Below are 23,043 nucleotides of genomic sequence, written 5' to 3' on the forward strand. Positions count from 1 at the left end.
GACTATGGCAGGACGCATACCCGATCAATTTATCGATGAGCTATTAGCTCGCACAGATATCACCGACGTGGTTGCGTCCCGCATCAGCTTAAAAAAAACCGGCCAAAACTACAGTGCTCTATGCCCATTTCACAATGAAAAAAGCCCATCTTTCAGCCTTAATCCTAACAAACAGTTTTACTACTGCTTTGGCTGCGGGGCTGGCGGTAATGCTATCTCCTTTGTCATGGAACATGACCATTTAGATTTTGTCGACGCGATTGAAACTCTCGCCAAAGATGCTGGTATGGAGGTTCCTAAGGAACAAGGCGCCCCAGACCGTTATGAGCAAAATGCCGAATTACTGAAAAGACTTTCCGAAAGTGCTCAGTTTTATCAACAACAGCTCACCCAAAGCCCCCAAAAAATCAAAGCGACAGATTACCTTTCAAAAGACAGAGGCCTTTCTGGGCAAATTGCAAAAGTATTTGGGTTAGGATTTGCTCCGCCGGGCTGGGACAACCTGCTTAAAAAAGTTGGCACCCGCGCCGAAAGCCAAGAGCAACTGCTACGTGGCGGTATGTTGATTGAAAAAAAAGATCAGCCGGGACATTACTACGACCGCTTTCGAGACCGAATTATCTTCCCTATCCGCGATAGTCGAGGTCGAGTGATTGCCTTTGGCGGCCGAGCCTTCGGAGATGAAAAACCCAAATACCTAAACTCCCCAGAAACGCCTGTATTTCAAAAAAGTCAGGAGTTATACGGATTATTTGAAGCCAAACAAAATACTAAGGTACTCGATCAAATCCTTGTAGTAGAAGGCTACATGGATGTAATTGTTCTTGCTCAGCACGGCATTACCAATGCCGTGGCCACCCTTGGCACCTCTGTAAACAGCCAACACATCCGCAAACTATTCAAGTTAGTGAGCAAGGTGGTATTGTGTTTCGATGGAGACAAAGCGGGTCGTGCTGCCGCCATTCGCGGATTGGAAGCGGCATTACCAGTCATGCAAGATGAAAAACAAATTCGCTTCTTATTTCTCCCCGATGGAGAAGACCCAGACTCTTTAGTTCGCAGTGAAGGTGAAAGCGCCTTCAACCATCGCCTTGAGGACGCTCATTCTTTATCTCACGTGCTGTTTGACCACGCCCGCAGCCAAGTCACTCTCGGTGACGAAGAAGGCGAAGCACAATTTGCCCGTAACGCTATGGCGATGATCCAGCAGATGCCGAAAGAGCTGACTTTTCGCTCTGTGCTTATTCGCCAACTCAGTGAACAATCTGGTATTGACAGCGACACCCTTGGCAACACTAGCATCAAAGCGGTTCGTCAAAGCAACTATGAACCTCAAACTCCCTCTAATACCCCAGATTCAAACCCACCAGGGGGCTATGATGATCATTTACCACCTAGTATGGGCTATGAAGAGTATGACGACTCATACCAATCGCTAGGTATCCCACAAGATGCTTATACGGGCCAGCAGCAAACGTCCAACTCAGGCAAAAAGGGCTCAAAGTTTGGTAACAAGGGGCGCTTTAAAAATAACCAAGATACACCCGCCCACTTTCCACCCGCGCCTACAAGTTTGAGCCGAATCAAACAAGCCAGCCTTTGCTTATTGCTCCACCCTCACATTGCCACGCAAGTAGATGTACCCGACCCGCTGATCAATCGAAGTGAGGAAGATTTACAAATATTCTGCAAAATCTGGCGCTTCTTCCATAAATATCCTAAAAAGAATGTAGGCCATTTATTAACAGAGCTACAGGACAGCATTACTCTAACGGCAATATTTAGTCTTTTAAATCATCAAGATGCAGCGACTAAGCAGAAAATTAGCAATGCTCAACAAGAAGTAGCCGACATGATATCGGCCCTCGAAAAAAATCTTGGCTTAAATACTAGCATTGAGCGCTTGAAAAATAAGGGTAATGAATCCATAAAGGATAATAGTAGCAAGCAAGAGTTACGTGATTTAATGGATACACTCCGACGAAAAAAATCTTAATTTTTCTTTAAAATCACCCTTATAATCGATGATTTTCTAGATAAAAGTGATTGATTTTGGTATAATCCGCTGCTTGCAAAATTCCAAATACATTTCTAACGATAGGTTGTCGAATGCCAGACACTCAACAGTCACGTCTCAAAGAGCTGATCGCCAAAGGTAAAGAACAAGGTTACCTAACTTTTGCCGAAGTCAATGACCACCTCCCTGATGACCTTTCTGACCCAGAGCAAGTAGAAGAAATCATTGCCATGATCAACGACATGGGCATCACGGTTTCTGAGATTGCTCCTGATAAAGATAGCCTTCTTATGGAAGAAGGCGATTCTACCGACGAAGCCGCAGCCGAAGAAGCGGCCGCAGCCCTAGCAGCGGTAGAAGGCGATGTTACTCGCACCACTGACCCTGTTCGCATGTATATGCGCGAAATGGGCACTGTAGAACTACTAACTCGTGCTGGCGAAATTGCCATTGCGAAACGTATCGAGGAAGGCACGCGAGAAGTTATGGCCGCTGTGTCTTATTTCCCGGGCGCGGTCGATGTGCTACTCGACACCTATGCAAGAGTCATTGAGGAAGAAGGTCGTCTAAGCGATATCTTCAGTGGCTTTATTGATGGCGACGGTGAAGAACCTGTGTTTGAAGAATCTGCACCTGAAGAAATCATCGAAGAAGAATCGACAGATGATGACGACGACGATGATTCTGATACAGACGAAGAAGAAGAAACGGATAACGGTCCAGATCCTGAAGAGACAGCTTTACGCTTCAATGACATCTCACGCATCTATGAAGAGCTGAAAGTCCTTCTGGAAACCCGTGACCGTAAAGACCCCGACGTTCAAGCGAAACAAGAAGAACTAAGCATTAGCTTTGCTCCGATCAAACTTGTGCCTAAATTGTTTGATGAATTAATCAATCGTGTTCGTTCACGCATGACCAAAGTACGCGACCAAGAACGTCTCATCATGCAAGTTTGTGTACGCAAAGCTGGCATGCCTCGTACTGAGTTCTTAAAACGCTTCCCAAGTAACGAAACGAACCCAGATTGGTTGCAAGAACAAATTGCTTCGGGCGCTGGCTACGCAGCAGGACTTGAAGAAAACGAAGCGGAATTCATGCGCAGCCAGCGGAAACTTCGCGCCGTTGCCAAAGATTCTGGCTTAACTATCGCAGAGTTGAAAGAAATTAACCGCCGCATCTCTATCGGTGAAACCCGCTCTCGTCGTGCTAAGAAAGAAATGGTAGAAGCCAACTTACGTTTGGTTATTTCCATTGCGAAAAAATACACCAATCGTGGTCTACAGTTCTTGGATCTAATCCAAGAAGGTAACATCGGCTTGATGAAAGCAGTTGATAAGTTTGAATACCGCCGCGGCTATAAGTTCTCGACTTATGCTACATGGTGGATCCGACAGGCCATTACACGCTCCATTGCCGACCAAGCACGCACCATCCGTATTCCTGTGCACATGATTGAGACGATCAACAAGTTGAATCGTATTTCTCGTCAAATGCTACAGGAAATGGGTCGTGAAGCAACGCCAGAAGAGTTGGCAGCACGCATGGATATGCCTGAAGACAAGATTCGTAAAGTCTTGAAGATCGCTAAAGAACCTATCTCTATGGAAACCCCTATCGGTGATGATGAAGATTCGCACCTAGGTGATTTCATTGAAGACGACGGGGCTGAATCACCGATTGATACAGCCACTATTGAGGGTCTTCGTGAATCGACCACGACAGTCCTAGCTGGCTTAACCGCCCGTGAAGCGAAAGTACTGCGCATGCGTTTCGGTATCGATATGAACACTGACCACACTCTTGAAGAAGTGGGTAAGCAGTTCGACGTAACGCGTGAGCGTATTCGTCAGATCGAGGCTAAAGCGTTGCGTAAATTACGCCACCCAAGCCGCTCTGAACACTTGAGAAGCTTCCTAGACGAATAATATTCGTAAGTAAGCCTCTACTAAAACCGCCTAATTCAGGCGGTTTTTTTTCGTCTTTTTTTCACCTCTATTTTTGTATCCTATTAACCTGCAATGTAAAAAATTAAAAAATCAGCAGATTCGGCCACAAATTTGTCATACACTCTAGTTAGAGTATGAATACAGATTGTGAGGTCCAGCTTGCTGAAAAGACACGAACATCATTCTCTTACCCCCAGATGCCAATCTAGCTTGTTTGGCAAACAGACACTCAACTCTACCCCCAGTCCCATCACTTCTTTTAGCAATCCCCATTTAACGCTCAGTAACATCCGATCAATTCGTCAAATAACCCTTATTGGAACTTGTCCTACTTATGACAGGAGATTTGTCTATGGAAAAAATTTACGTTCTTGATACCAATGTGCTACTGCATGACCCGCTAGCCATTTATGCGTTTGCCGAGCATAAGGTGGTTATTCCCATGACCGTGCTAGAAGAGCTAGATGTCATTAAAGACAGGCGAGACAAAGATGTTAGCCGTGAAGCTCGACTGGCCATCAACACTATCGATAAAATCGTTGGCAATGCCTCACCTAAGGCTTTGCAAAGTGGTGTTCCTATTCGAGTGATGGGGGAAGAGCTAGGCACAGAGGACAGCACACAAAACACAGAAGGGTCTTTGGCTATTTTCCCAGACCAAATGATCACTAACACAGATAACATTCCGTTTTTAAATGGCAATCATGATCACGCCAACGATAACCGCATTATCAATGTTGGCCTTAGCCTTCAAGCCACCAATCCAAGATCTTCTATTTGCCTAGTCACCAAAGACATCAACATGCGCATTAAGGCTAAGGGCTCTGGCCTTGAGCGGGTTGAGGATTACAAGAAAGACCGAGTGCTTGATGATTTAGACTTAATGAGCAAAGGCTACATCCAGTATGACGGCAGTTTTTGGTCTACCGTAGACAGTGTCAAGAGCGAGGCCCATGGTCGCCACACGGTTCATGTGATTGCCAGAAGCAACTTGCCGACACTTTATCTAAATATGTTCATCATTGATGAAGAAGAGTTTGTCGGTTTCGTGGTCAACCTAGACAAGGAGTTTGTCTACCTATTGGATATTAGTAAACAGAATCTAATGAACCAAAGCTTTTGGGGGATCCACCCCCGCAACCTAGAGCAAGCCATGGCTTTCTATTTGTTGCGTCATGATAATTCCGACCTAATGATCATGACAGGCCCGGCAGGTTCTGGTAAAACACTGCTAGCGCTTGCTTATGGCCTACAAGTCACCATGGAAGAGAAACGCTTCAATAAGATCATTGTCGCGCGCTCTACTCCACCTATGGCGGAGGATATTGGTTTTCTACCCGGTACAGAAGAGGAAAAAATGGCGCCTTGGTTGGCAGCATTTGATGACAACCTTGAGATTCTTCATGGCGCAGACGAACATTCTTTTAGCAGTATCGACTACGTCAAACAAAAGGCTAACATACAGTTTAAATCACTTAATTTTATGCGCGGCCGATCATTCAACAACGCCCTCATCATTATTGATGAAGCCCAAGGTTTAACTCAGTTCCAGCTCAAATCCATCGTCACTCGGATCGGTAGTAATTCAAAAATTATCGTCTTGGGCAACCTGGCGCAAATCGATAACAAGTACATCACCCCACTCACTTCAGGTTTAACCTACCTAGTGGAAAAATGTAAGTCCTTTAAATACGCCAGCATCATGCATGTAAATGGTATTGAACGGAGTCGTTTAGCAGAGTTTGCCGAAGAGAACCTCTAGCACTTTTCGAGCAATAAAAAAGGGAAAGGCGATCGCCTTTCCCTTTTTTTGAGAAGCACTAACATCTTATTGAGACACAGATTTTGCCAATGCTGTGATCTCATCCCACTTACCCGCTTTCACAAGGTCTGTAGGAACAATCCAAGAACCGCCAACACATAATACGTTTGGCAATGCTAGGTACTCACGGAAGTTATTCGCACCAATACCACCCGTTGGGCAGAAACGGATTTGAGACAATGGGCCGCCAAAGGCTTTAAGCGCTTTAACGCCGCCATTTACTTCTGCTGGGAAGAATTTGAAGTGATCGTAACCGTACTCCATACCCAATAGAATGTCTGAAATCGTTGCCACAGCAGGCAAATAAGGAATATCGTACTCTTTACCGACTGCTAACAGGTCTGCCGTCATTCCTGGGCTAATGATAAATTGTGAACCCGCTTCAACAGCTTGCACATATTGAGCACGAGTACAGACAGTACCTGCTCCAACAATGGCTTCTGGTACTTCTTTGCGAAGCGCTGTAATAGCTTCAAGCGCTGCAGGAGTACGCATAGTAACTTCTAGTACAGGTACACCACCTGCTACTAGAGCTTTACCCAAAGAAACCGCTTGTTCCGCATTATCAACAACAATAACAGGGACAACAGGTGTTGCCGTCATTACTTGTTCAGCAGTGTAAGAAGAACTCATCCTCATTTCCTTTTTTTATTAAAACTTAATAATCGTGCCAGTTACGACCGTCTTTGATTGGAAGCGCCATGGATGCCGCTGGCCCCCATGAGCCTGACGCGTATTCTTTTGGACGCTCACTGGTTTGATTCCAAGCGTCCATAATACCATCAACCCACTTCCAAGCGGCCTCTACTTCGTCATAACGCATAAATAAAGTGGCGTCATTACGCATCACATCTAATAATAAGCGCTCGTAAGCTTCTGGGCTACGTTTATCATTAAACGCTTCGGTCAAACTTAGGTTCAAATCGACCGGCTGCAGGTTCATACCTTCGCTAGCACCTGGTACCTTGTTCATCACAGTCAAAGAGATTTTCTCTTCTGGCTGCAGGCGAATAATCAACTGATTACGCTGTAACTGACGGTTACTTTCATCACTGAAAATACTGTGCGGAACCGCTTTGTATTGGATGACGATTTCAGAGTAACGCTGACCTAAACGCTTACCTGTTCTTAGATAGAAAGGTACGCCAGCCCAACGCCAATTGTCGATGTCGGCACGAAGCGCCACAAAGGTTTCTGTTTTAGAGGTCGGATTACTACCTTCTTCATCAAAATACCCCTGTACACCTTTTCCTTTAATCTGGCCTTGAGCGTACTGGCCGCGTACAGTTTTGGTGTAAGCATTGGCGCCAACAATAGGACGCAAAGCCTTTAGCACTTTGATTTTTTCATCTCGTACTGAGTCTGCGTCCATACGACCAGGAGGCTCCATCGCCACAAGACACAACAACTGCACAAGGTGGTTCTGAACCATATCTCGCATGGCTCCCGCATTGTCGTAATAACCCCAACGACCTTCAACACCGACTGTTTCTGCAACAGTGATTTGTACGTTATCAATGTGAGCACTCGACCAAAGTGGCTCAAACAAAGTATTACCAAAGCGAATCGCTAATAGGTTCTGCACCGTTTCTTTACCTAGGTAATGGTCGATACGGAACACTTGCTGCTCGCCAAAGTTTTTCATGACTTCGTTGTTAATAGCACGAGATGATGCCAAATCACGGCCTAATGGTTTTTCCAGTACCACACGCATGCGCTTATCGTTCAAGCCATGACTTGCTAGCGAAGAACAGATAGAACCGAAAAGGTCAGGGGAAGTTGCTAAATAGAAAACAACATCACGATTTTCTTCACCAATTTTGTGCTCATTTAGACGCTTGAAGTCGGCTTCTTCTTGGGCGTTGACAGAAACATAGCTTAAACGCTCTTTGAATCTTGGCCAAGTTTTCTCATCACCAATACTGGAAGGTACAAACTCATCCAATGCCGTACGTATCTTGGCTTGGTAATCTTCAGCGCTCACTTCACGACGGGACGCACCGATAATGCGAGTACTAGGTGCTAGCAGTCCGTCCATATCCAAATGGTACAAAGCGGGCAATAGTTTACGCATCGCAAGATCGCCACCACCACCGAAAATTACAACATCACAGGCTTTCAAACTGGCCTTCATTCTTCACTCTCCAACTAAATCTAGGCTTTCGATACTAGATAGGATGCATAACATGCACACCCCATCAGCCCTGGGTATTCAGACATCACAACAAAAGTCGGAATAGGGGTAACATAAGCTTTCATACGACCTTTTTCTTGCATTGCATCGCGAAAACCACTTCTAAGAATACTTTCTAAATAACGAGGGACTATTCCACCGGCAATATAGACACCACCGCGGGATTCCACCGTTAATACTAAATCACCGATTACTCGGCCTAAAAATACAAAGAACTGCTCCAAAGCAGCCTTAGCAATAGGGTCCTTCCCGCCTTTAAGTGCTTCACCAATTTCTGGTGCACTTAAACGCTTACTCACACCTTCGCGCCAAGCGAGGGCTTCATAAATATTTTCTAACCCCATACCAGACAATAGTCGCTCCGCCGACACTCTTTTATGGAGGGTACGAACAAAACGCACGATATCGTCTTCTAGCTCATTACAGGCACTTAAATCCACATGACCACCTTCACCAGGTAGAATCAAGTTAGGACCATTATCTTGGGGAACGACACAAGACACCCCTAATCCAGTACCAGCACCTATTACCCAAGCGGGGGCTTTTTTGTCGATGTCAGTAACCTCACCAACCGCTACCAACTCTTCTTCAGGCAAGACTTCTAAGGAATGACCAATGGCATCAAAATCGTTTAATAAGGCTATTTTTGGCCCGTCTCCAAAGTAAGCTTGTATCTCTTCCCGGGTGAACTCCCAAGGATTATTAGAAAATCGAATAACGGGTTTGTTGACTGGGCCGGCAATAGCAAGCACCACCGCATCAATCTGGCTCATATCAACACTGCAAGTTGCGATATAATCGGCTGCCGCATCAAAAAAGGTACGGTAATTTTTACAAGGCAGCACCCTCACTTCCTGAGGGATATACTCATGAATAGGCACCAAAGCAAAACGTGCGTTCGTTCCGCCTAAGTCAGCAATCAATGCATGGGACATAAAAGAACCCTAATAGATTTTTTTTGAAATTTTACAACAAAATAAGACTGAAAAACACTTTCAGGCAAAATATTATCTCTTAAAATGTAATTTAATTACATCTATCTCAACCGATTTAAGAACTTGAACACCTTAGTAGGCACCAGTCTCTTGCGATTATTTTTATAGTCATAAAGACGCTCATCGGCGATTTTTAGCAGTTGCTTGTAATTTGATGGTGCATCAGTTGTGACACTCGCGCCACCATAACTGATCGTGATAGGAACCAAGTTAGACTTATAGCGTAATGGGTTCGATTGCAGGTATTCTTGAATAGACTCGGCAATCAAGAGAGCTTGGTCATAACTTTTACCCGGCATCACAAAGACAAACTCATCCCCAGCAAAACGAAATGCTAGACCTTGGCGATGTACATATTTTAATAGGCGCTTGGCAATATACTCTAACACCTCATCACCACAGTTATGCCCTAGAGTATCATTGATGGATTTAAATGCATCACAATCAATGAAAACAACGGTAAGGTCTCTTCCTTGACGTTTAGAGCGGCTAAATTCACGATCTAGCATCAGTTCTAACTGTCGACGATTTAGCAAGCCGGTCAACGGATCCCTTGTCGCCAAATACTCAAGCTTTTCTCGTGCCGACACATTACTCAAACAAATGGATATCTTGATTGCTAATTGATCTAGTAAGAAGGTGTCTTTGGTTTGAGCATCATAACGAGTACTGTCGGCATCCGCCTGACAAAACAAGCCTACCAGCTCACCATCTATAGTCAAAGGTGAGATCGCCACGGAGGCAATAATGTTTTGATAGACTTCAGGAATAATTTCTCGGCAACGCTGTAAATCTGTGTTAACCAGTACAGTTTTGTTACTCGACTTAATAATATCCAACATGAAGCGACGCTTAGTAAATAGCACTCTATCTCTTAGATCAGGCATTTTTTCTAAGTTTTCGATTAAATGCGATAGCGGGGCTTCATTGATTAAATTTACCCACACATAAGGGACATTAAATTGCTTCTGAACTTCTTTGGTTAACGTGGAAACAAACTGATCACAACGACCAATTGACAGAATACAGCGCTCAATTTCGAAAAATTTCAAAGCGATCTGTTCATTACGTCTAACGTTATCTATCAGTTCATCAATGTCATGCATGCATTATGCCTTAACCCTGTTTTTGACAGCTCAGCTTTCTGGATCACTTTGTAGGAAAAATAAGAAGCAGTTGATCTATAATGCATTATAGTACGAAGCATAATCAACATGCCTACCCTTTCATGGCAAATTACTTATTATTTAATGATTAAATCTTACCAATAAACACCCTTTGGCACACTTGGTGAAGTCACTAATGCTAAACAACTAACAAAAAAGAAAAACTGCCCTCTAAGATTAAGATTTCTCCTTCCAGGCCGATAGCTAGATACACTTAAATAAGCAGGTCCCAAAATGAACATTAGAGGCATAGTTGAAACTCAGCTCACCCAAGATAGCCGCGCAGGTAAAGCGGTTTCGGGTGACGCTCAATTTGCCTTATTTATGAGTTTGTTTACTCAACCTGGCCCTCCTGTCATGGAAACCAATGACGAACTGAATCAGCACCAACCCCACGCTATTACGCGCCCTGCTTATTTTTCTCAAGGTATTGCCAACAATCCTGAAGCCAACATTGCCTTACTTAAAGCTCTAGCCGCAGAGCCACTCGCCGAAGGGAGCGCTTATCAGTACGACGCCATTGCTAATTTAGAAAATCAAATCAGCATGCGGGTTTAATCCTCCTATTAACCCTTTTTCGCTCCGCCAATGGCTGTTCCACAAGATGCCAACAATTGACTCCATGACCTAGCATGTTGAGCCGAGGCTTGTTGATACTTAGCCCATACACCTATGTCGGCGCTAAGAGAAATCTGTTCCACATAGACATTCAACGCATCCGTAAGCGGCTCAGTCAACTCAATCAGCTTCATAAGTTGTGGTAATATTTGGTAAGCGGAGCGATTAATGCGAGCCATATAAGGCTGTAATCTTTGCACATAATTGTCTTCAAACTGCGTTGCCAAATAATGAATCGGAGACCCACATTGACCCTTTTCTATGTTATTAACCCCTTCAGTCACAGCATTTAAATATTCCGTTATCTGCACCAAACTAAAAATTAAGCGGCCAATATATTCACTGTCTGTTAAGGCTTTTAGGTCTTGCTCAAATTCCGCTCCATCAACAACAGGAAGACTTTTCAGGTTTTCTGCAATACCAAGCAAGCCGTTTAAAGCACTAAGCAGTGCTTGATTATGGGCAGTAGAATAATCAAGTGGCAAATAACCATTCGACAAGCTGAAAAAGCTTTCTCTGCCTGTGTCATTAAATACAGCATTCCCGAAAGCAATAGGAAGTTCGTGCCGTTTATGCCAAGCCACATTTTCTAAAGCGTTAAGCAACCCCTCATCTTGGATCTGACAACTCTCAATCGCCCGAATTATGTCTAACTCGTATAAAAACCGCTGACTCGTGGGCATTACCTTGCCCAGAATACTGTTTCGTTGACCCGCAACAGCACCCACATCACATTGTTGTAGGGACAAGAAATCCAAAAGACCAATATCAAATTCAGAAAGTGCTTGGAGGCGATCACGAAGCGGAGGATAAGCTAAAGGAAACACCGTATCAGGCGAATCAATTTGCACCAGCTGAGAACGGTTTAAATCGGCAATATAGTCCTCAAACAGGTCTTTTGTTTGAAAACGACTATCACACCCAACCGCTGCAAAGAGTATAATAAATGACAAAATTATCAGATGACGAAAAGGCTTTGCTCTCATGAAACAGCAACTTATTGAAAAACGTAAGGAAGTATCAGAAACACGCGTCGCAAAAATGGTATTCCCTTCGACCACCAACCATTACGACACCCTCTTCGGCGGCATAGCCCTACAGTGGATGGATGAGGTTGCTTATATTGCTGCGACTCGCTTCACCAGAAAATCTATGGTGACAATTTCTACTGAGCAAGTTGATTTCACCCAACCAATTCCTTCTGGCATTTTGGTAGAACTGGTAGCAAATGTTGTTCACGTTGGACGCACTTCTTTAAAAGTAGAAGTAAGCATTTTCCTAGAACAACTTGATAGTGACGTTCGCACCAAAGCCATCACTGGGCACTTTAACTTTGTTGCAGTGGATGAAAACAAAAAACCTACCCCCATCTTTGAAGACCTAGAATAAGCACTGGCTAAATCAATTTACTAAGCACGATGCCACAGCACCGTGCTTAGTAAACCTTCTACTGGGCGCGACTTAACGCAATTTCTTCAGCTAGCTCGTCAAAGCTTTTTTCCGCTTGTAGCTTCTGGAAAACGGCCGCTTCATTTTTCATTGAGGTACGAAGAATATCCTGCGTCATCTCACCAGCCTGCTCTGGGTCTAAACCAACCAATACCACTAAACCGCCGCTTGGTGTTGGAATTTGACGAATAACCTTCGAGCCAATTAAGGTCTGATCGGTAATTTGCTTAGTCACTACACTGTTTACACGGTCTACTGTTTCAGCATCACCAGCGCCTGTCGTTTCAACATACTGCTTCACCATGTTTTGCAGATCTAAACTCAGCACTTGTGCTAATTCTACACGAGCCGCGGTAGCCGCCATTTGCTTCATATAGTTAGGTCCGGCTGCAGATTTTTCACTGTAACCTACCGCAGATAATTCAACACCTTCAACGGGTGCACCACAGACCCATAGTGGGGCTGCTTGGTTAGAACCGTCAGCAAATACACACTCAGGAACCGCTGCCACAGGTGGCGTATCAATGACGTCTTTACTACAGGCTGCCAATGCCATCGCAGCGGCCATCACTCCAACAATTTTTAATTTCATATCCTTTCCCTCTGGTTGCTAAGTTTTGCTCAGTATAGCTGCTTTGCTAAAAAGCCTTGGGGTTATTAAACAAAAAAAAGGGGGCTATAAATAGCCCCCTTTTCACAATCTATAGAAAAACCTTTCAGCTTACTCAGCGAAAGAGGCTTTATCTTCTTCCGTTACGTCTTTCATAGAAAGCTTGATGCGACCACGAGCGTCTACATCCAATACTTTAACGATAACGTCTTGACCTTCAGATAAGAAATCAGACACAGCACGAATACGCTCTTCTGCGATTTGTGAAATGTGAACCAAACCATCTTTACCTGGTAAGATGTTAACGAAAGCACCGAATTCTGCAAGGCGAACAACTTTACCTTGGTAAAGTTTATCCACTTCTGCTTCAGCAGTGATTTCATGGATTTTCAACAATGCAGCATCAGAAGCAGCTTTATCCGCAGCGTAGATACGAACGGTACCATCGTCATCAAGATCGATAGATGCACCCGTTTGCTCAGTGATAGAACGGATGGTTGCACCACCTTTACCAATGACGTCACGGATTTTCTCTGGATCAATCTTAATTGTCGCCATAGAAGGAGCGTTTGGTGACACTTCAGGACGAGCGTAACCGATAACTTCAGCCATTTCGCGTAGGATGTGCTTACGAGCATCCATTGCTTGGCTTAGGGCGATATCCATGATTTCTTCATTGATACCTTCGATCTTTATGTCCATCTGTAGCGCAGTGATACCTTCTTCAGTACCTGCTACTTTAAAGTCCATGTCGCCTAGATGATCTTCGTCACCCAGAATATCCGTCAATACCGCAAAGCCATCGTCTTCTTTGATAAGACCCATAGCGATACCTGCAACAGGAGCTTTCAATGGTACACCAGCATCCATCATAGATAGAGACGCACCACAAACAGAAGCCATAGAGCTTGAACCGTTAGATTCAGTAATCTCAGAAACGATTCGAATAGTGTACGGGAATTCTTCTTCAGAAGGCAAAACAGCCTGAACACCACGACGAGCAAGACGACCGTGACCGATTTCACGACGACCAACACCACCCATACGACCACACTCACCTACAGAGTATGGAGGGAAGTTGTAGTGCAACATGAAGCTGTCTTTGCTTTCGCCAGTTAAGCCATCAGTCATTTGAGCATCACGGCTTGTACCTAGTGTACAAGTAGCAATGGCTTGTGTTTCACCACGAGTAAACAAAGATGAACCATGAGTCTTACTTAGTAAACCTACTTCAACATTGATTGGACGTACTGTTTTGTTATCACGACCGTCTATACGTGGCTGACCATCAATAACACGGCGGCGTACTGTGCGTTTTTCTAATTTTGAGAAAGCACCGGTCACATCAGCTTCAGAGAATTCACCCTCTTCTGTTACCAAGGCTGCAACCGCTGCATCACGCACTTCGCCCAATTTGGCGTAACGCGCCATTTTTTCACTAATGCCGTACGCTTCTTCGATTTGGGCTGCGTAACCTGTTGCCAAAGCTTCAGTTAAAGTCGCATTAGCGGCTTCTGCTTCCCATTCCCAGCGAGGCTTGCCAGCTTCAGCGGCAAACTCATTGATCGCTGTAATCGCTGCTTGCATTTCTTTATGAGCGAACAATACCGCACCTAACATTTCGTCTTCTGTTAGCTCTTGTGCTTCAGATTCCACCATAAGAACGGCATCTTTTGTTCCCGCAACAACCATGTCTAGAAGAGAAGAATCTAGCTCAGAGTAACTTGGGTTCAACACGTAACCTGACTCGTCGTTGAAACCAACACGAGCGGCACCGATAGGACCATTAAATGGAATACCAGAAATCGTTAGCGCTGCAGAGGTCGCGATCATGGCAGCGATGTCTGCATCCAAATTAGTATTGGTAGACATAACAGTACAAACAACCTGAACTTCGTTCATGAAACCTTTAGGGAACAATGGACGAATAGGACGGTCGATTAGACGAGAAGTCAGCGTTTCTTTTTCTGAAGGGCGACCTTCACGTTTTAGAAAACCACCAGGGATTTTACCAACCGCGTAAGCACGCTCTTGATAATGAACAGAAAGTGGGAAAAAGTCTTGACCAGGCTTAGCTGATTTAGCGCCAACAACGGTCGCTAATACTTGCGCATCACCAATGGTACATAGCACTGCGCCCGTCGCTTGACGAGCAATGCGGCCAGTTTCGATCGTAACTGTGTCGTTACCAAACTGGAAAGTTTTAGTCGTAATACTCACACGTATTCCTTTTTATAAAGTTTTTCTTTTTCCCAAAGGCCATCTTTTTAAGCCAGTACTCATATAAATTCTTCATCTAAAAACTCATATGAAGTACAGGCTGCTCCTTGGGAAACCAATAAAAAAGGGCCATAGAAAACTATGGCCCTTATTCAGTCTTAGCGACGCAGACCTAGCTTTTTAATCAAACTAGTGTAACGTGCTGCGTCTTTACGCTTAAGGTAGTCCAACAACTTACGACGTTGGTTTACCATGCGAATTAGACCGCGACGAGAATGGTGGTCATGGATATGAGCTTTAAAGTGACCTTGTAGACCTTCGATGTTCTTAGTCAACAATGCTACTTGAACTTCAGGAGAACCAGTGTCGCCTTCCGCTACTTGAAACTCTTTAACCAACGCTGCTTTTGATTCTGCAGACAATGCCATAATCTATATCTCCAAATTAATATGCTATTAAAAGTAAAGGATAGCCGAGCATATTTTCAGTTATCCTAGAACCATAAGTTTACCACTATTTTTTACAGAACTCACTGCTATTTACAGGGTCAACTCACTGGTATTTACCAATCGTTGAGGCTTGATAAAAGCCCCTTTTACTTGCCCTAATCCAAGAAAACGCGAGTTTTCTTGGTCATACAAGCGGATTAATGCGCCATCAGCTAATGTCGTAGGGTTTTGTACCGTGCGACCAAACAACATATCTTTGCTGTCCGTCACCGATAACATCACCTCATCAAGGTGTTCAACCGCCGTATCCATGGTCATTAGACGTTCATCCAACACTTCTTCACCCTGCTCAGCTAACGCCTCAAACTCTTCCAGCGTAAGCATATTTTCCGGCTGATAACCGGCCGTAGAAACACGGTGTAAGGTTTTTAAATGACCGCCGCAGCCCAAAGTCTCACCAATATCCTCACCTATAGTGCGAATATAGGTGCCTTTCGAGCAACTAATATCCAAGGTTAGGGTATCAGCAGTTCTCGAAATAAGGGTTAAATTGGAGATGATAACCTGACGACGTTTCCGTTCTATGACAATGCCTTGACGGGCATATTCATAGAGCGGTTTACCTTCATGCTTGAGAGCAGAGTACATAGGTGGAATTTGTTCAATGTCACCACGGAACATATCTAACACCACTTCTAACTCTGTATCGGTCAACTCAGGAATCGTTTCCTGCGTTAACACCTCACCTTCTCGGTCCCCCGTAGTGGTTCGAGTCCCTAACTGGATACAGGTAACGTAACGTTTGTCTGCATCCAATAAGAACTGAGAAAACTTGGTCGCTTCACCCAAACACAAAGGCAACATTCCTGTTGCTAATGGGTCCAAAGCGCCCGTATGACCTGCTTTCGCAGCTCGATACAAACGACGGACTCTTTGCAAAGCTTGATTGGAACTTAAACCGATGGGCTTGTTCAGTAGGACAATCCCGTCTACTGAACGCCATTTCGTTTTTACCATGTAAATTACTTACTCGTCTTCGCTGCCATTCTTGGTCTGGTCATCACGAATTGCTTCGTCGATAAGTGCAGACATACGCGTACCATTGACCACACTTTGGTCGTAATGGAAACGTAACAAGGGCATCACACGCAATTTCACTTCTTGTGATAAACGACGACGCAAAAAGCCTTTTGAGCTTTCCAGTGCCTCTTGATTTTCAGCCAACACTTCAGGCTGATCATCTTTACCCAGCACAGTGTAATAAACGTCTGCATAACCTAAGTCTTTTGCAACACGCACTTCATTGACAGTCACCAGACCCAAACGAGGGTCTTTGACTTCAAATTGAATCAGTTTAGCCAGCTCCTTTTGGAGCTGGTCACCAATTCGACTAGTACGACTAAATTCGCCTGCCATTATATTTTCCTATTAAAGTGTACGAGCTACTTCGATGGTTTCAAAAACCTCGATCTTGTCGCCAACTTTAACGTCATTGTAGTTTTTCACACCGATACCACATTCCATGCCTTTGCTGACTTCATTAACGACATCTTTAAAGCGACGCAATGATTCCAACTCACCTTCATAGATAACCACGTCATCACGAAGTACACGGATTTGTTTGTTTCGGTAAACCGTACCGTCAATTACCATACAACCGGCAATCAAACCAAACTTAGGTGAACGGAATACGTCACGCACTTCAGCGGTACCTTGAATGTCTTCACGTAGATCCGGAGACAACATGCCAGACAAGGCAGATTTCACATCATCAATAATGTTGTAGATGACACTGTAGTAACGTAAGTCAATACTTTCGCGCTCGATGAACTGTTTAGCAGAGCTATCAGCACGTACGTTGAAACCAAAGATAACGGCTTCAGAAGCCAAGGCCAGAGTCGCATCCGTTTCCGTGATACCACCAACACCGCTAGATACGATGTTCACTTGTACTTCTTCTGTATTTAGGTCTGTTAGAGACTTAATCAAAGCCTCAAGAGAACCACGTACGTCGGCTTTAAGTACAACATTCAAAGTGCGAACTTCATCTTTGCCCATTTCAGAGAATAGGTTTTCAAGCTTCGCAGAATGCTGACGCGCAAAGCGTACTTCACGGTATTTACCCTGACGGAAGTTAGCTACTTCACGAGCTTTACGCTCATCAGCAACTACAATAAATTCTTCCCCTGCTTCTGGTGTTCCATCAAGACCAAGAATCTCAACCGGAATAGACGGACCTGCTTCAGTAATGGCTTTACCATTTTCATCCAACAAAGCACGTACACGACCCATTTGCAGGCCTGCCAATACGATATCACCTTTACGCAAGGTACCATTTTGAACAAGTAACGTCGCCACTGAGCCGCGGCCACGATCAAGACGAGATTCAACTACTACACCTTTACCAGGTGAGCTAGGCACAGCAGTCAATTCCAATACTTCGGATTGCAACAAGATAGCTTCTAGAAGCTCTTCGATACCTTCACCAGACTTGGCAGACACACCGACGAACTGAACATCACCGCCCCATTCTTCTGGAACGACTTCTTGAGCAACTAGTTCATTTTTAACGCGATCTAAGTCTGCACCTTCTTTGTCAACCTTAGTAATGGCAACAACCATAGGTACTTCTGCTGCGCGAGCATGCTGAATCGCTTCAATTGTCTGTGGCATAACACCATCGTCTGCAGCACAAACAAGGATAACGATATCGGTTGCTTTAGCACCACGGGCACGCATCGATGTAAAGGCGGCGTGTCCTGGTGTATCAAGGAAACTAACCATGCCGTGCGGTGTTTCTACATGGTAAGCTCCGATATGCTGGGTAATACCACCAGACTCGCCCGCAGCAACGCGTGTCGTACGAATGTAATCAAGTAGCGAAGTTTTACCGTGGTCAACGTGACCCATTACCGTTACAACTGGCGCACGCTTAATTGCTTCACCATCGTAATCAATGGCTTCGATCATGTCATTTTCCACCGCATTTTCATCGATGTACTTGACTGTATGACCCATTTCTTCAACTACCAAGGTCGCTGTATCACGATCAATCGTTTGGTTAATAGTCGCCATTGCGCCCATTTTAAACATGATCTTGATGACTTCAGCGCCTTTAACCGTCATTTTCTCAGCCAGATCAGCGACGGTAATGCTTTCAGGCAATGCGACTTCATGAACGATTTTCGCAGTGGGTTTTTGGAAACCATGTTCTTGCTGCTTGTTAGGCTTCTTGCTCTTACGCCCTAACTTGCCACGGCGTGCGAACTCGTCGTCACCATTAACATTAACACGACCACGTTTATTATCGTTGCCACGACCACGAGGCTTTGCGTCACCATCTTGTCTTGGTGCGCCTTTTTTGCCTTTTGGCGCATGAGCCGGTTTACTTTCTGCTGGAGAGGAGAAAGTTTTCTTGGTCGGCTTGGCCTGCTTAGGAGATTCCACTGGATTTTTCGCTCCTGTATCGGAAACATTTTGCTCAGAATTATCAACGACAACAGGATCCGCTGCAACCGTGCTAGCGGCCGCCTCTTGGCGTTTTTTCTCTTGGGCTTGCGCTTCAGCTTTTTCAGCTTCTAATTTGCGTTCTGCCTCAACTCTTGCTTGTTCTTCAGCGGCCAAGCGAGCTTGCTCTTCCGCTTGACGCTTCGCAGCCAGCTCTTCCTGCTGAGCTGTATCATCTGTTTCATCACGTTTAACATAGGTGCGTTTTTTCTTCACCGCAACGTTAACCGCTTTACCACCATCTCCGCGAGATAATGTACTGGTTTTTTTACGCTGTAAAGTAATACGCTGAGAAGCATTACCTTCTTCACCGTGAGAGCGCTTCAAGTAATTCAACAAAACTTGCTTTTCTACATCAGAGACTTCTTGGTTTTCGCTCTTCTGAGGAAGACCAGCTTCTTTCATCTGAGTCAGTAGCTTCTCTACTGGTGTATTTACTAATTCGGATAGTATCTTTACGGTTTGAACTGTCATTAAGTTCCCCCTTGTGTACTCAGATTTTATTCAGATTCAGCGAACCAAGGAGCACGCGCGGTCAAAATTAGACTCGCGGCACGCTCTTCAGTCATCCCTTCAACTTCTAACAATTCGTCAACAGACTGTTCAGCCAAATCTTCCATTGTAATCACGCCAATCGACGCTAGAACGAGAGCAAGGTGATTATCCATGCCTTCCATTTCCAACAAATCAGCAGCGGGTTTGGCGCCATCTAGTTGCTCTTCAGCTTGAAGGGCTTTGTTCAACAGAGCATCTTTTGCTCGTGAACGTAGCTCATTAACTAAATCTTCATCAAATCCATCAATATCTAACATTTCTTCCATTGGTACATAGGCAATTTCTTCTAAAGAAGCAAAGCCTTCATCAACCAATTGAATCGCCAAATCATCGTCAATTTCTAAACTATCAACGAATAAATCGATTAGTTTCTGCGACTCTTCTTGCTGTTTCGCTTCCGCATCTTCACTGGTCATGACGTTAAGTGCCCAACCCGTTAATGTTGATGCCAAGCGAACATTCTGTCCGTTACGACCAATAGCTTGCGCCAAGTTATCACTCTTAACCGCCACATCCATCGAATGAGCATCTTCATCGATTACGATGGAATCTACTTCGGCCGGTGCCATTGCGTTGATAACCAATTGTGCTGGGTTATCATCCCAAAGGACGATATCAACTCGTTCACCATTCATCTCATTGGACACAGCCTGTACACGAGCGCCACGCATACCCACACAAGCACCGATTGGATCAATACGGCGATCGTTGGTTTTAACGGCAATCTTCGCGCGTAGACCTGGGTCACGTGAAGCACCACGAATTTCAATCATTTCTTCTGAAATTTCTGGCACTTCCAAACGGAACAGCTCAACCATGAAGTCAGGGCTATTACGAGACAAGATAAGTTGTGAACCGCGATTATCATCACGAATTTCCAACAACAACGCACGAATGCGGTCGTTCATACGGAAAGATTCGCGAGCAATCAATTGGTCTTTAGGCAAGCTTGCTTCTGCGTTTTCACCCAAATCAATAATCAAACTGTCACGGGTCACTTTCTTCACTTGACCGTGAACTAACTTACCCACTTTTTCCATGTAGCGTGCCACGACTTTGGCTTTCTCTGCTTCACGAACTTTTTGTACAATCACTTGTTTCGCTGTTTGCGCAGCAATACGACCAAAGGCCTCAGACTCTACTTCTTCTTCGTAAATACCGCCAATTTCCACACCAAGATTTTGTTCAATTGAATCATCTATAGTGAGCTCTGTTGCTGGTGAAGAATAATCTTCGTCCGCAACAATGTTCCACTGACGGTAAGTTGCATAATCACCAGTACGTTGATCAATAGACACTCGGATCAATGCATCTTCTTCAAAACGGCGCTTTGCTGCACTTGCTAAAGCAATTTCAACGGCTTCGAAAATAATCTGCTTCGGCACTTCTTTTTCGTTAGAAACAGCTTCGACTACCAAAAGAATCTCTTTACTCATCCCTTTAGCCTCTCTTCAAGGTTAATTTTTAAAATTGTGGAACCACATTTGCCTTCTCGATTAACTCGACAGGCAACAAATATTCTTCTTGATCAACACGGATAACGATATCTTCGTTTTCGATACCCACAAGTTGACCCTTAAATTTACGACGCCCATCAAAAGGCACACGTAAACGTAGAGAAACGATTGTCCCTACATAAGCCTGGTATTGCGCCAATTCAAACAAAGGGCGATCCAAACCTGGAGAGGAAACTTCCAAGTTATATTCACCTGTAATTGGGTCTTCTACATCCAGAATCGAGCTCACCTGACGGCTAACTTGCGCACAATCTTCAACATCAATGCCCTTTTCAGCATCGGTTTCGATAAAAATACGCAAAACAGAGTCTTTACCTTGAGATAAATACTCCATACCCCAGAACTGAAACCCTAACCCTTCAACCACAGGTCGAATAAGCTCATCTAAAATCGTATATTTCGCTGACAATCGTTTTCTCCGAAAATCATTTTTTAAAACGCAGAAACAAAAAACGGGCTCAAGGCCCATTTCAAACTGCATAGATAACAAAAAACCCCATATAGGGGCTTCTTAGAATGCGATTTGGCGGTCAATATAAGTAGATTTCTCAATAAAAACATCTAACTTACACCTTAACCTACGAATAACTTTATTCTTTCAACCTTACAGATTAAAAAAACTAAAATTATTGCTAATCAATACGCGGACATTATACACAATAATAATGTCAATTCAAGATTGGTGCCGATGGCCGGACTCGAACCGGCACAGCCTAAGCCACCACCCCCTCAAGATGGCGTGTCTACCAATTCCACCACATCGGCAAAACCTTCGACATCGAATTAAAGGGTTACTTATTCAGTAACCGGCAAATCCGATGAAGTTACATCATCACCTAATTCAGGCAATGAAATCGTTTCTGCTACATGTGAAGCAGAAGGAACAAAATCTATTCCAGTTGATACACTCTTCGCCTGCTCGCTGGCAAAAAACGCCAAACCAAAGCTTGTCAAAAAGAATACCAGGGCAAAAAATGCTGTTAGCTTAACAAAGAAACTACCGCCACCCTGACTACCAAAAACGGTCTGAGAAGCACCACCAAAAGCGGCACCTGCATCTGCGCCTTTGCCTTGCTGCAACAATACAAGCGCGATAATCGCGATTGCTGCCAAGACGTGAAAAACCAAAATAAGTGCTTCCATCAATTAACCTGCTGATTTAACTATCGCTATAAACTCGTCTGCATCTAATGATGCACCACCAACTAAAGCACCATCCACGTCTGGCATTGCAAATAAAGCCGAACTGCTTGATGCTTTTACACTGCCGCCATACAGAATCTGTACCTTTTCAGCGACAGTTTGAGATAACTCTGCCAGGAACTGTCGAATGGCACTGTGCACATCTTGCGCTTGCTCTGCACTGGCTGACAACCCTGTGCCTATTGCCCATACCGGCTCATAAGCTATAACTATATTTCCAAAAGCTTCAATACCAACGAGATCGATCACAGCCTGAACCTGACGCTGACAAACCACTAAGGTTTGCTCTGCTTCACGCTCCGCCAATGTCTCACCAATGCACAGCATTGGGGACAGACCTTCTTCTAGAAGAAGTTTTACTTTTGAAGCGATGAACGCATCTGATTCAGCATATAAAGAGCGTCGCTCAGAATGACCTACCAACACATATTTCACCGCAAATTCTTTCAACATTGAAGCGGAAACTTCACCAGTAAATGCCCCTTTTGACTGATCACTAACATTCTGCGCAGCTAATTGGATAGCACTGGCAGACAAAGCATCAGACACTTGAGACAAATAAGGAAATGAAGGCGAAACCACCACTTCAGAGTTAGAAGCATCCATCTTCAGCAAACCTTCAACTAAAGAAGAAACAGTCTCTTTTGAACCGTTCATTTTCCAGTTTCCAGCTACGATCTTTTGACGAATCATATTCTAACTCCTAAATTTGAGGCGCTTATTCTATGGAAAGGCACCTTGGGTTTCAAGTATTTATTTATAAGACAACCAA

20 protein-coding genes and 1 tRNA gene are annotated in these 23,043 nt (G+C 44.3%); 5 read left to right on the forward strand and 16 right to left on the reverse strand.

What is annotated here, in order from left to right:
* Positions 1-4 precede the first annotated feature (4 nt).
* From dnaG to ABJF92_RS12725, 3 genes are all read left to right on the forward strand, one after another.
* A complete protein-coding gene (gene dnaG, locus ABJF92_RS12715) occupies positions 5-1,996 on the forward strand; it encodes a DNA primase (RefSeq protein ID WP_446816159.1) in 1,992 nt (663 codons plus the stop codon).
* A gap of 113 nt (positions 1,997-2,109) precedes the next feature.
* Positions 2,110-3,945, forward strand: coding sequence for an RNA polymerase sigma factor RpoD (rpoD, locus tag ABJF92_RS12720; RefSeq protein WP_446816160.1), 1,836 nt, complete (start codon positions 2,110-2,112; stop codon positions 3,943-3,945).
* A gap of 373 nt (positions 3,946-4,318) precedes the next feature.
* Positions 4,319-5,728 carry a PhoH family protein gene (locus tag ABJF92_RS12725; RefSeq protein WP_446816161.1) on the forward strand — a complete coding sequence of 470 codons (1,410 nt, stop codon included), beginning with the start codon at positions 4,319-4,321 and terminating at the stop codon, positions 5,726-5,728.
* A 66-nt stretch (positions 5,729-5,794) separates the two neighbouring features.
* Here ABJF92_RS12725 and ABJF92_RS12730 read toward each other — a convergent pair whose 3' ends face one another.
* The 4 genes from ABJF92_RS12730 to ABJF92_RS12745 all read right to left on the reverse strand — a co-directional run bounded on the left by ABJF92_RS12730 (position 5,795) and on the right by ABJF92_RS12745 (position 10,083).
* A complete protein-coding gene (locus ABJF92_RS12730) occupies positions 5,795-6,421 on the reverse strand; it encodes a bifunctional 4-hydroxy-2-oxoglutarate aldolase/2-dehydro-3-deoxy-phosphogluconate aldolase (protein ID WP_445975379.1) in 627 nt (208 codons plus the stop codon).
* A 25-nt stretch (positions 6,422-6,446) separates the two neighbouring features.
* Positions 6,447-7,922, reverse strand: coding sequence for a glucose-6-phosphate dehydrogenase (gene zwf / locus ABJF92_RS12735; protein ID WP_446816162.1), 1,476 nt, complete (start codon positions 7,920-7,922; stop codon positions 6,447-6,449).
* 20 nt (positions 7,923-7,942) lie between these two features.
* Positions 7,943-8,917: a glucokinase gene (gene glk / locus ABJF92_RS12740; RefSeq protein WP_446816163.1), complete on the reverse strand. Its 975-nt coding sequence runs from the start codon at positions 8,915-8,917 to the stop codon at positions 7,943-7,945.
* A gap of 101 nt (positions 8,918-9,018) precedes the next feature.
* Positions 9,019-10,083, reverse strand: coding sequence for a GGDEF domain-containing protein (locus ABJF92_RS12745; RefSeq protein ID WP_446816164.1), 1,065 nt, complete (start codon positions 10,081-10,083; stop codon positions 9,019-9,021).
* Positions 10,084-10,377: 294 nt separating this feature from the next.
* Between ABJF92_RS12745 and ABJF92_RS12750 the strand changes: the two genes are divergently transcribed.
* The gene (locus ABJF92_RS12750) at positions 10,378-10,701 is read left to right on the forward strand and encodes a hypothetical protein (protein ID WP_446816165.1); all 324 of its coding nucleotides are present in this window, start codon (positions 10,378-10,380) and stop codon (positions 10,699-10,701) included.
* Positions 10,702-10,709: 8 nt separating this feature from the next.
* Here the strand turns inward: ABJF92_RS12750 and ABJF92_RS12755 are convergent, their stop codons facing one another.
* Positions 10,710-11,747, reverse strand: coding sequence for a DUF3080 family protein (locus tag ABJF92_RS12755; protein WP_446816166.1), 1,038 nt, complete (start codon positions 11,745-11,747; stop codon positions 10,710-10,712).
* Here ABJF92_RS12755 and ABJF92_RS12760 point away from each other — a divergent pair.
* On the forward strand, positions 11,746-12,150 hold the full coding sequence (locus ABJF92_RS12760; protein ID WP_446816167.1) for an acyl-CoA thioesterase: 405 nt from the start codon (positions 11,746-11,748) through the stop codon (positions 12,148-12,150). The genes ABJF92_RS12755 and ABJF92_RS12760 overlap by 2 nt on opposite strands.
* Before the next feature lie 58 nt (positions 12,151-12,208).
* Here the strand turns inward: ABJF92_RS12760 and ABJF92_RS12765 are convergent, their stop codons facing one another.
* The 11 genes from ABJF92_RS12765 to tpiA all read right to left on the reverse strand — a co-directional run bounded on the left by ABJF92_RS12765 (position 12,209) and on the right by tpiA (position 22,964).
* Positions 12,209-12,802 carry an LPP20 family lipoprotein gene (locus ABJF92_RS12765; protein WP_446816168.1) on the reverse strand — a complete coding sequence of 198 codons (594 nt, stop codon included), beginning with the start codon at positions 12,800-12,802 and terminating at the stop codon, positions 12,209-12,211.
* 129 nt (positions 12,803-12,931) lie between these two features.
* Positions 12,932-15,040 (reverse strand): polyribonucleotide nucleotidyltransferase, encoded by a 2,109-nt coding sequence (gene pnp / locus ABJF92_RS12770; protein WP_446816169.1) that lies wholly within the window; start codon positions 15,038-15,040, stop codon positions 12,932-12,934.
* A 158-nt stretch (positions 15,041-15,198) separates the two neighbouring features.
* Positions 15,199-15,468 carry a 30S ribosomal protein S15 gene (rpsO, locus tag ABJF92_RS12775; RefSeq protein ID WP_012068748.1) on the reverse strand — a complete coding sequence of 90 codons (270 nt, stop codon included), beginning with the start codon at positions 15,466-15,468 and terminating at the stop codon, positions 15,199-15,201.
* A 111-nt stretch (positions 15,469-15,579) separates the two neighbouring features.
* Positions 15,580-16,506, reverse strand: coding sequence for a tRNA pseudouridine(55) synthase TruB (gene truB / locus ABJF92_RS12780; RefSeq protein WP_446816170.1), 927 nt, complete (start codon positions 16,504-16,506; stop codon positions 15,580-15,582).
* Positions 16,507-16,515: 9 nt separating this feature from the next.
* Positions 16,516-16,905: a 30S ribosome-binding factor RbfA gene (rbfA, locus tag ABJF92_RS12785; protein ID WP_446816171.1), complete on the reverse strand. Its 390-nt coding sequence runs from the start codon at positions 16,903-16,905 to the stop codon at positions 16,516-16,518.
* 12 nt (positions 16,906-16,917) lie between these two features.
* Positions 16,918-19,470 (reverse strand): translation initiation factor IF-2, encoded by a 2,553-nt coding sequence (gene infB, locus ABJF92_RS12790; RefSeq protein ID WP_446816172.1) that lies wholly within the window; start codon positions 19,468-19,470, stop codon positions 16,918-16,920.
* A 26-nt stretch (positions 19,471-19,496) separates the two neighbouring features.
* Complete coding sequence (nusA, locus tag ABJF92_RS12795) at positions 19,497-20,987, reverse strand: transcription termination factor NusA (protein ID WP_446816173.1); 1,491 nt, start codon at positions 20,985-20,987, stop codon at positions 19,497-19,499.
* A 28-nt stretch (positions 20,988-21,015) separates the two neighbouring features.
* On the reverse strand, positions 21,016-21,477 hold the full coding sequence (gene rimP, locus ABJF92_RS12800) for a ribosome maturation factor RimP (RefSeq protein WP_445975392.1): 462 nt from the start codon (positions 21,475-21,477) through the stop codon (positions 21,016-21,018).
* A gap of 271 nt (positions 21,478-21,748) precedes the next feature.
* Positions 21,749-21,833, reverse strand: a tRNA-Leu gene (locus ABJF92_RS12805).
* Positions 21,834-21,863: 30 nt separating this feature from the next.
* Positions 21,864-22,211, reverse strand: coding sequence for a preprotein translocase subunit SecG (gene secG / locus ABJF92_RS12810; RefSeq protein WP_446816174.1), 348 nt, complete (start codon positions 22,209-22,211; stop codon positions 21,864-21,866).
* A gap of 3 nt (positions 22,212-22,214) precedes the next feature.
* Positions 22,215-22,964 (reverse strand): triose-phosphate isomerase, encoded by a 750-nt coding sequence (gene tpiA / locus ABJF92_RS12815; RefSeq protein ID WP_446816175.1) that lies wholly within the window; start codon positions 22,962-22,964, stop codon positions 22,215-22,217.
* Between the last annotated feature and the right edge of the window lie 79 nt (positions 22,965-23,043).

It is taken from the genome of Marinomonas sp. (genome assembly GCF_039940335.1).
Classification (GTDB): Bacteria; Pseudomonadota; Gammaproteobacteria; order Pseudomonadales; family Marinomonadaceae; genus Marinomonas.

What these genes read in the sequence shown, in the direction of transcription:
- truB (WP_446816170.1), bottom strand. Translation starts at nt 16,506, where the DNA reads ATGGTAAAAACGAAATGGCGTTCAGTAGACGGGATTGTCCTACTGAAC.
- ABJF92_RS12730 (WP_445975379.1), bottom strand. Translation starts at nt 6,421, where the DNA reads ATGAGTTCTTCTTACACTGCTGAACAAGTAATGACGGCAACACCTGTT.
- dnaG (WP_446816159.1), top strand. Translation starts at nt 5, where the DNA reads ATGGCAGGACGCATACCCGATCAATTTATCGATGAGCTATTAGCTCGC.
- rpoD (WP_446816160.1), top strand. Translation starts at nt 2,110, where the DNA reads ATGCCAGACACTCAACAGTCACGTCTCAAAGAGCTGATCGCCAAAGGT.
- ABJF92_RS12755 (WP_446816166.1), bottom strand. Translation starts at nt 11,747, where the DNA reads ATGAGAGCAAAGCCTTTTCGTCATCTGATAATTTTGTCATTTATTATA.
- ABJF92_RS12745 (WP_446816164.1), bottom strand. Translation starts at nt 10,083, where the DNA reads ATGCATGACATTGATGAACTGATAGATAACGTTAGACGTAATGAACAG.
- rpsO (WP_012068748.1), bottom strand. Translation starts at nt 15,468, where the DNA reads ATGGCATTGTCTGCAGAATCAAAAGCAGCGTTGGTTAAAGAGTTTCAA.
- ABJF92_RS12750 (WP_446816165.1), top strand. Translation starts at nt 10,378, where the DNA reads ATGAACATTAGAGGCATAGTTGAAACTCAGCTCACCCAAGATAGCCGC.
- zwf (WP_446816162.1), bottom strand. Translation starts at nt 7,922, where the DNA reads ATGAAGGCCAGTTTGAAAGCCTGTGATGTTGTAATTTTCGGTGGTGGT.
- nusA (WP_446816173.1), bottom strand. Translation starts at nt 20,987, where the DNA reads ATGAGTAAAGAGATTCTTTTGGTAGTCGAAGCTGTTTCTAACGAAAAA.
- ABJF92_RS12765 (WP_446816168.1), bottom strand. Translation starts at nt 12,802, where the DNA reads ATGAAATTAAAAATTGTTGGAGTGATGGCCGCTGCGATGGCATTGGCA.
- ABJF92_RS12760 (WP_446816167.1), top strand. Translation starts at nt 11,746, where the DNA reads ATGAAACAGCAACTTATTGAAAAACGTAAGGAAGTATCAGAAACACGC.
- ABJF92_RS12725 (WP_446816161.1), top strand. Translation starts at nt 4,319, where the DNA reads ATGGAAAAAATTTACGTTCTTGATACCAATGTGCTACTGCATGACCCG.
- secG (WP_446816174.1), bottom strand. Translation starts at nt 22,211, where the DNA reads ATGGAAGCACTTATTTTGGTTTTTCACGTCTTGGCAGCAATCGCGATT.
- tpiA (WP_446816175.1), bottom strand. Translation starts at nt 22,964, where the DNA reads ATGATTCGTCAAAAGATCGTAGCTGGAAACTGGAAAATGAACGGTTCA.
- infB (WP_446816172.1), bottom strand. Translation starts at nt 19,470, where the DNA reads ATGACAGTTCAAACCGTAAAGATACTATCCGAATTAGTAAATACACCA.
- rbfA (WP_446816171.1), bottom strand. Translation starts at nt 16,905, where the DNA reads ATGGCAGGCGAATTTAGTCGTACTAGTCGAATTGGTGACCAGCTCCAA.
- glk (WP_446816163.1), bottom strand. Translation starts at nt 8,917, where the DNA reads ATGTCCCATGCATTGATTGCTGACTTAGGCGGAACGAACGCACGTTTT.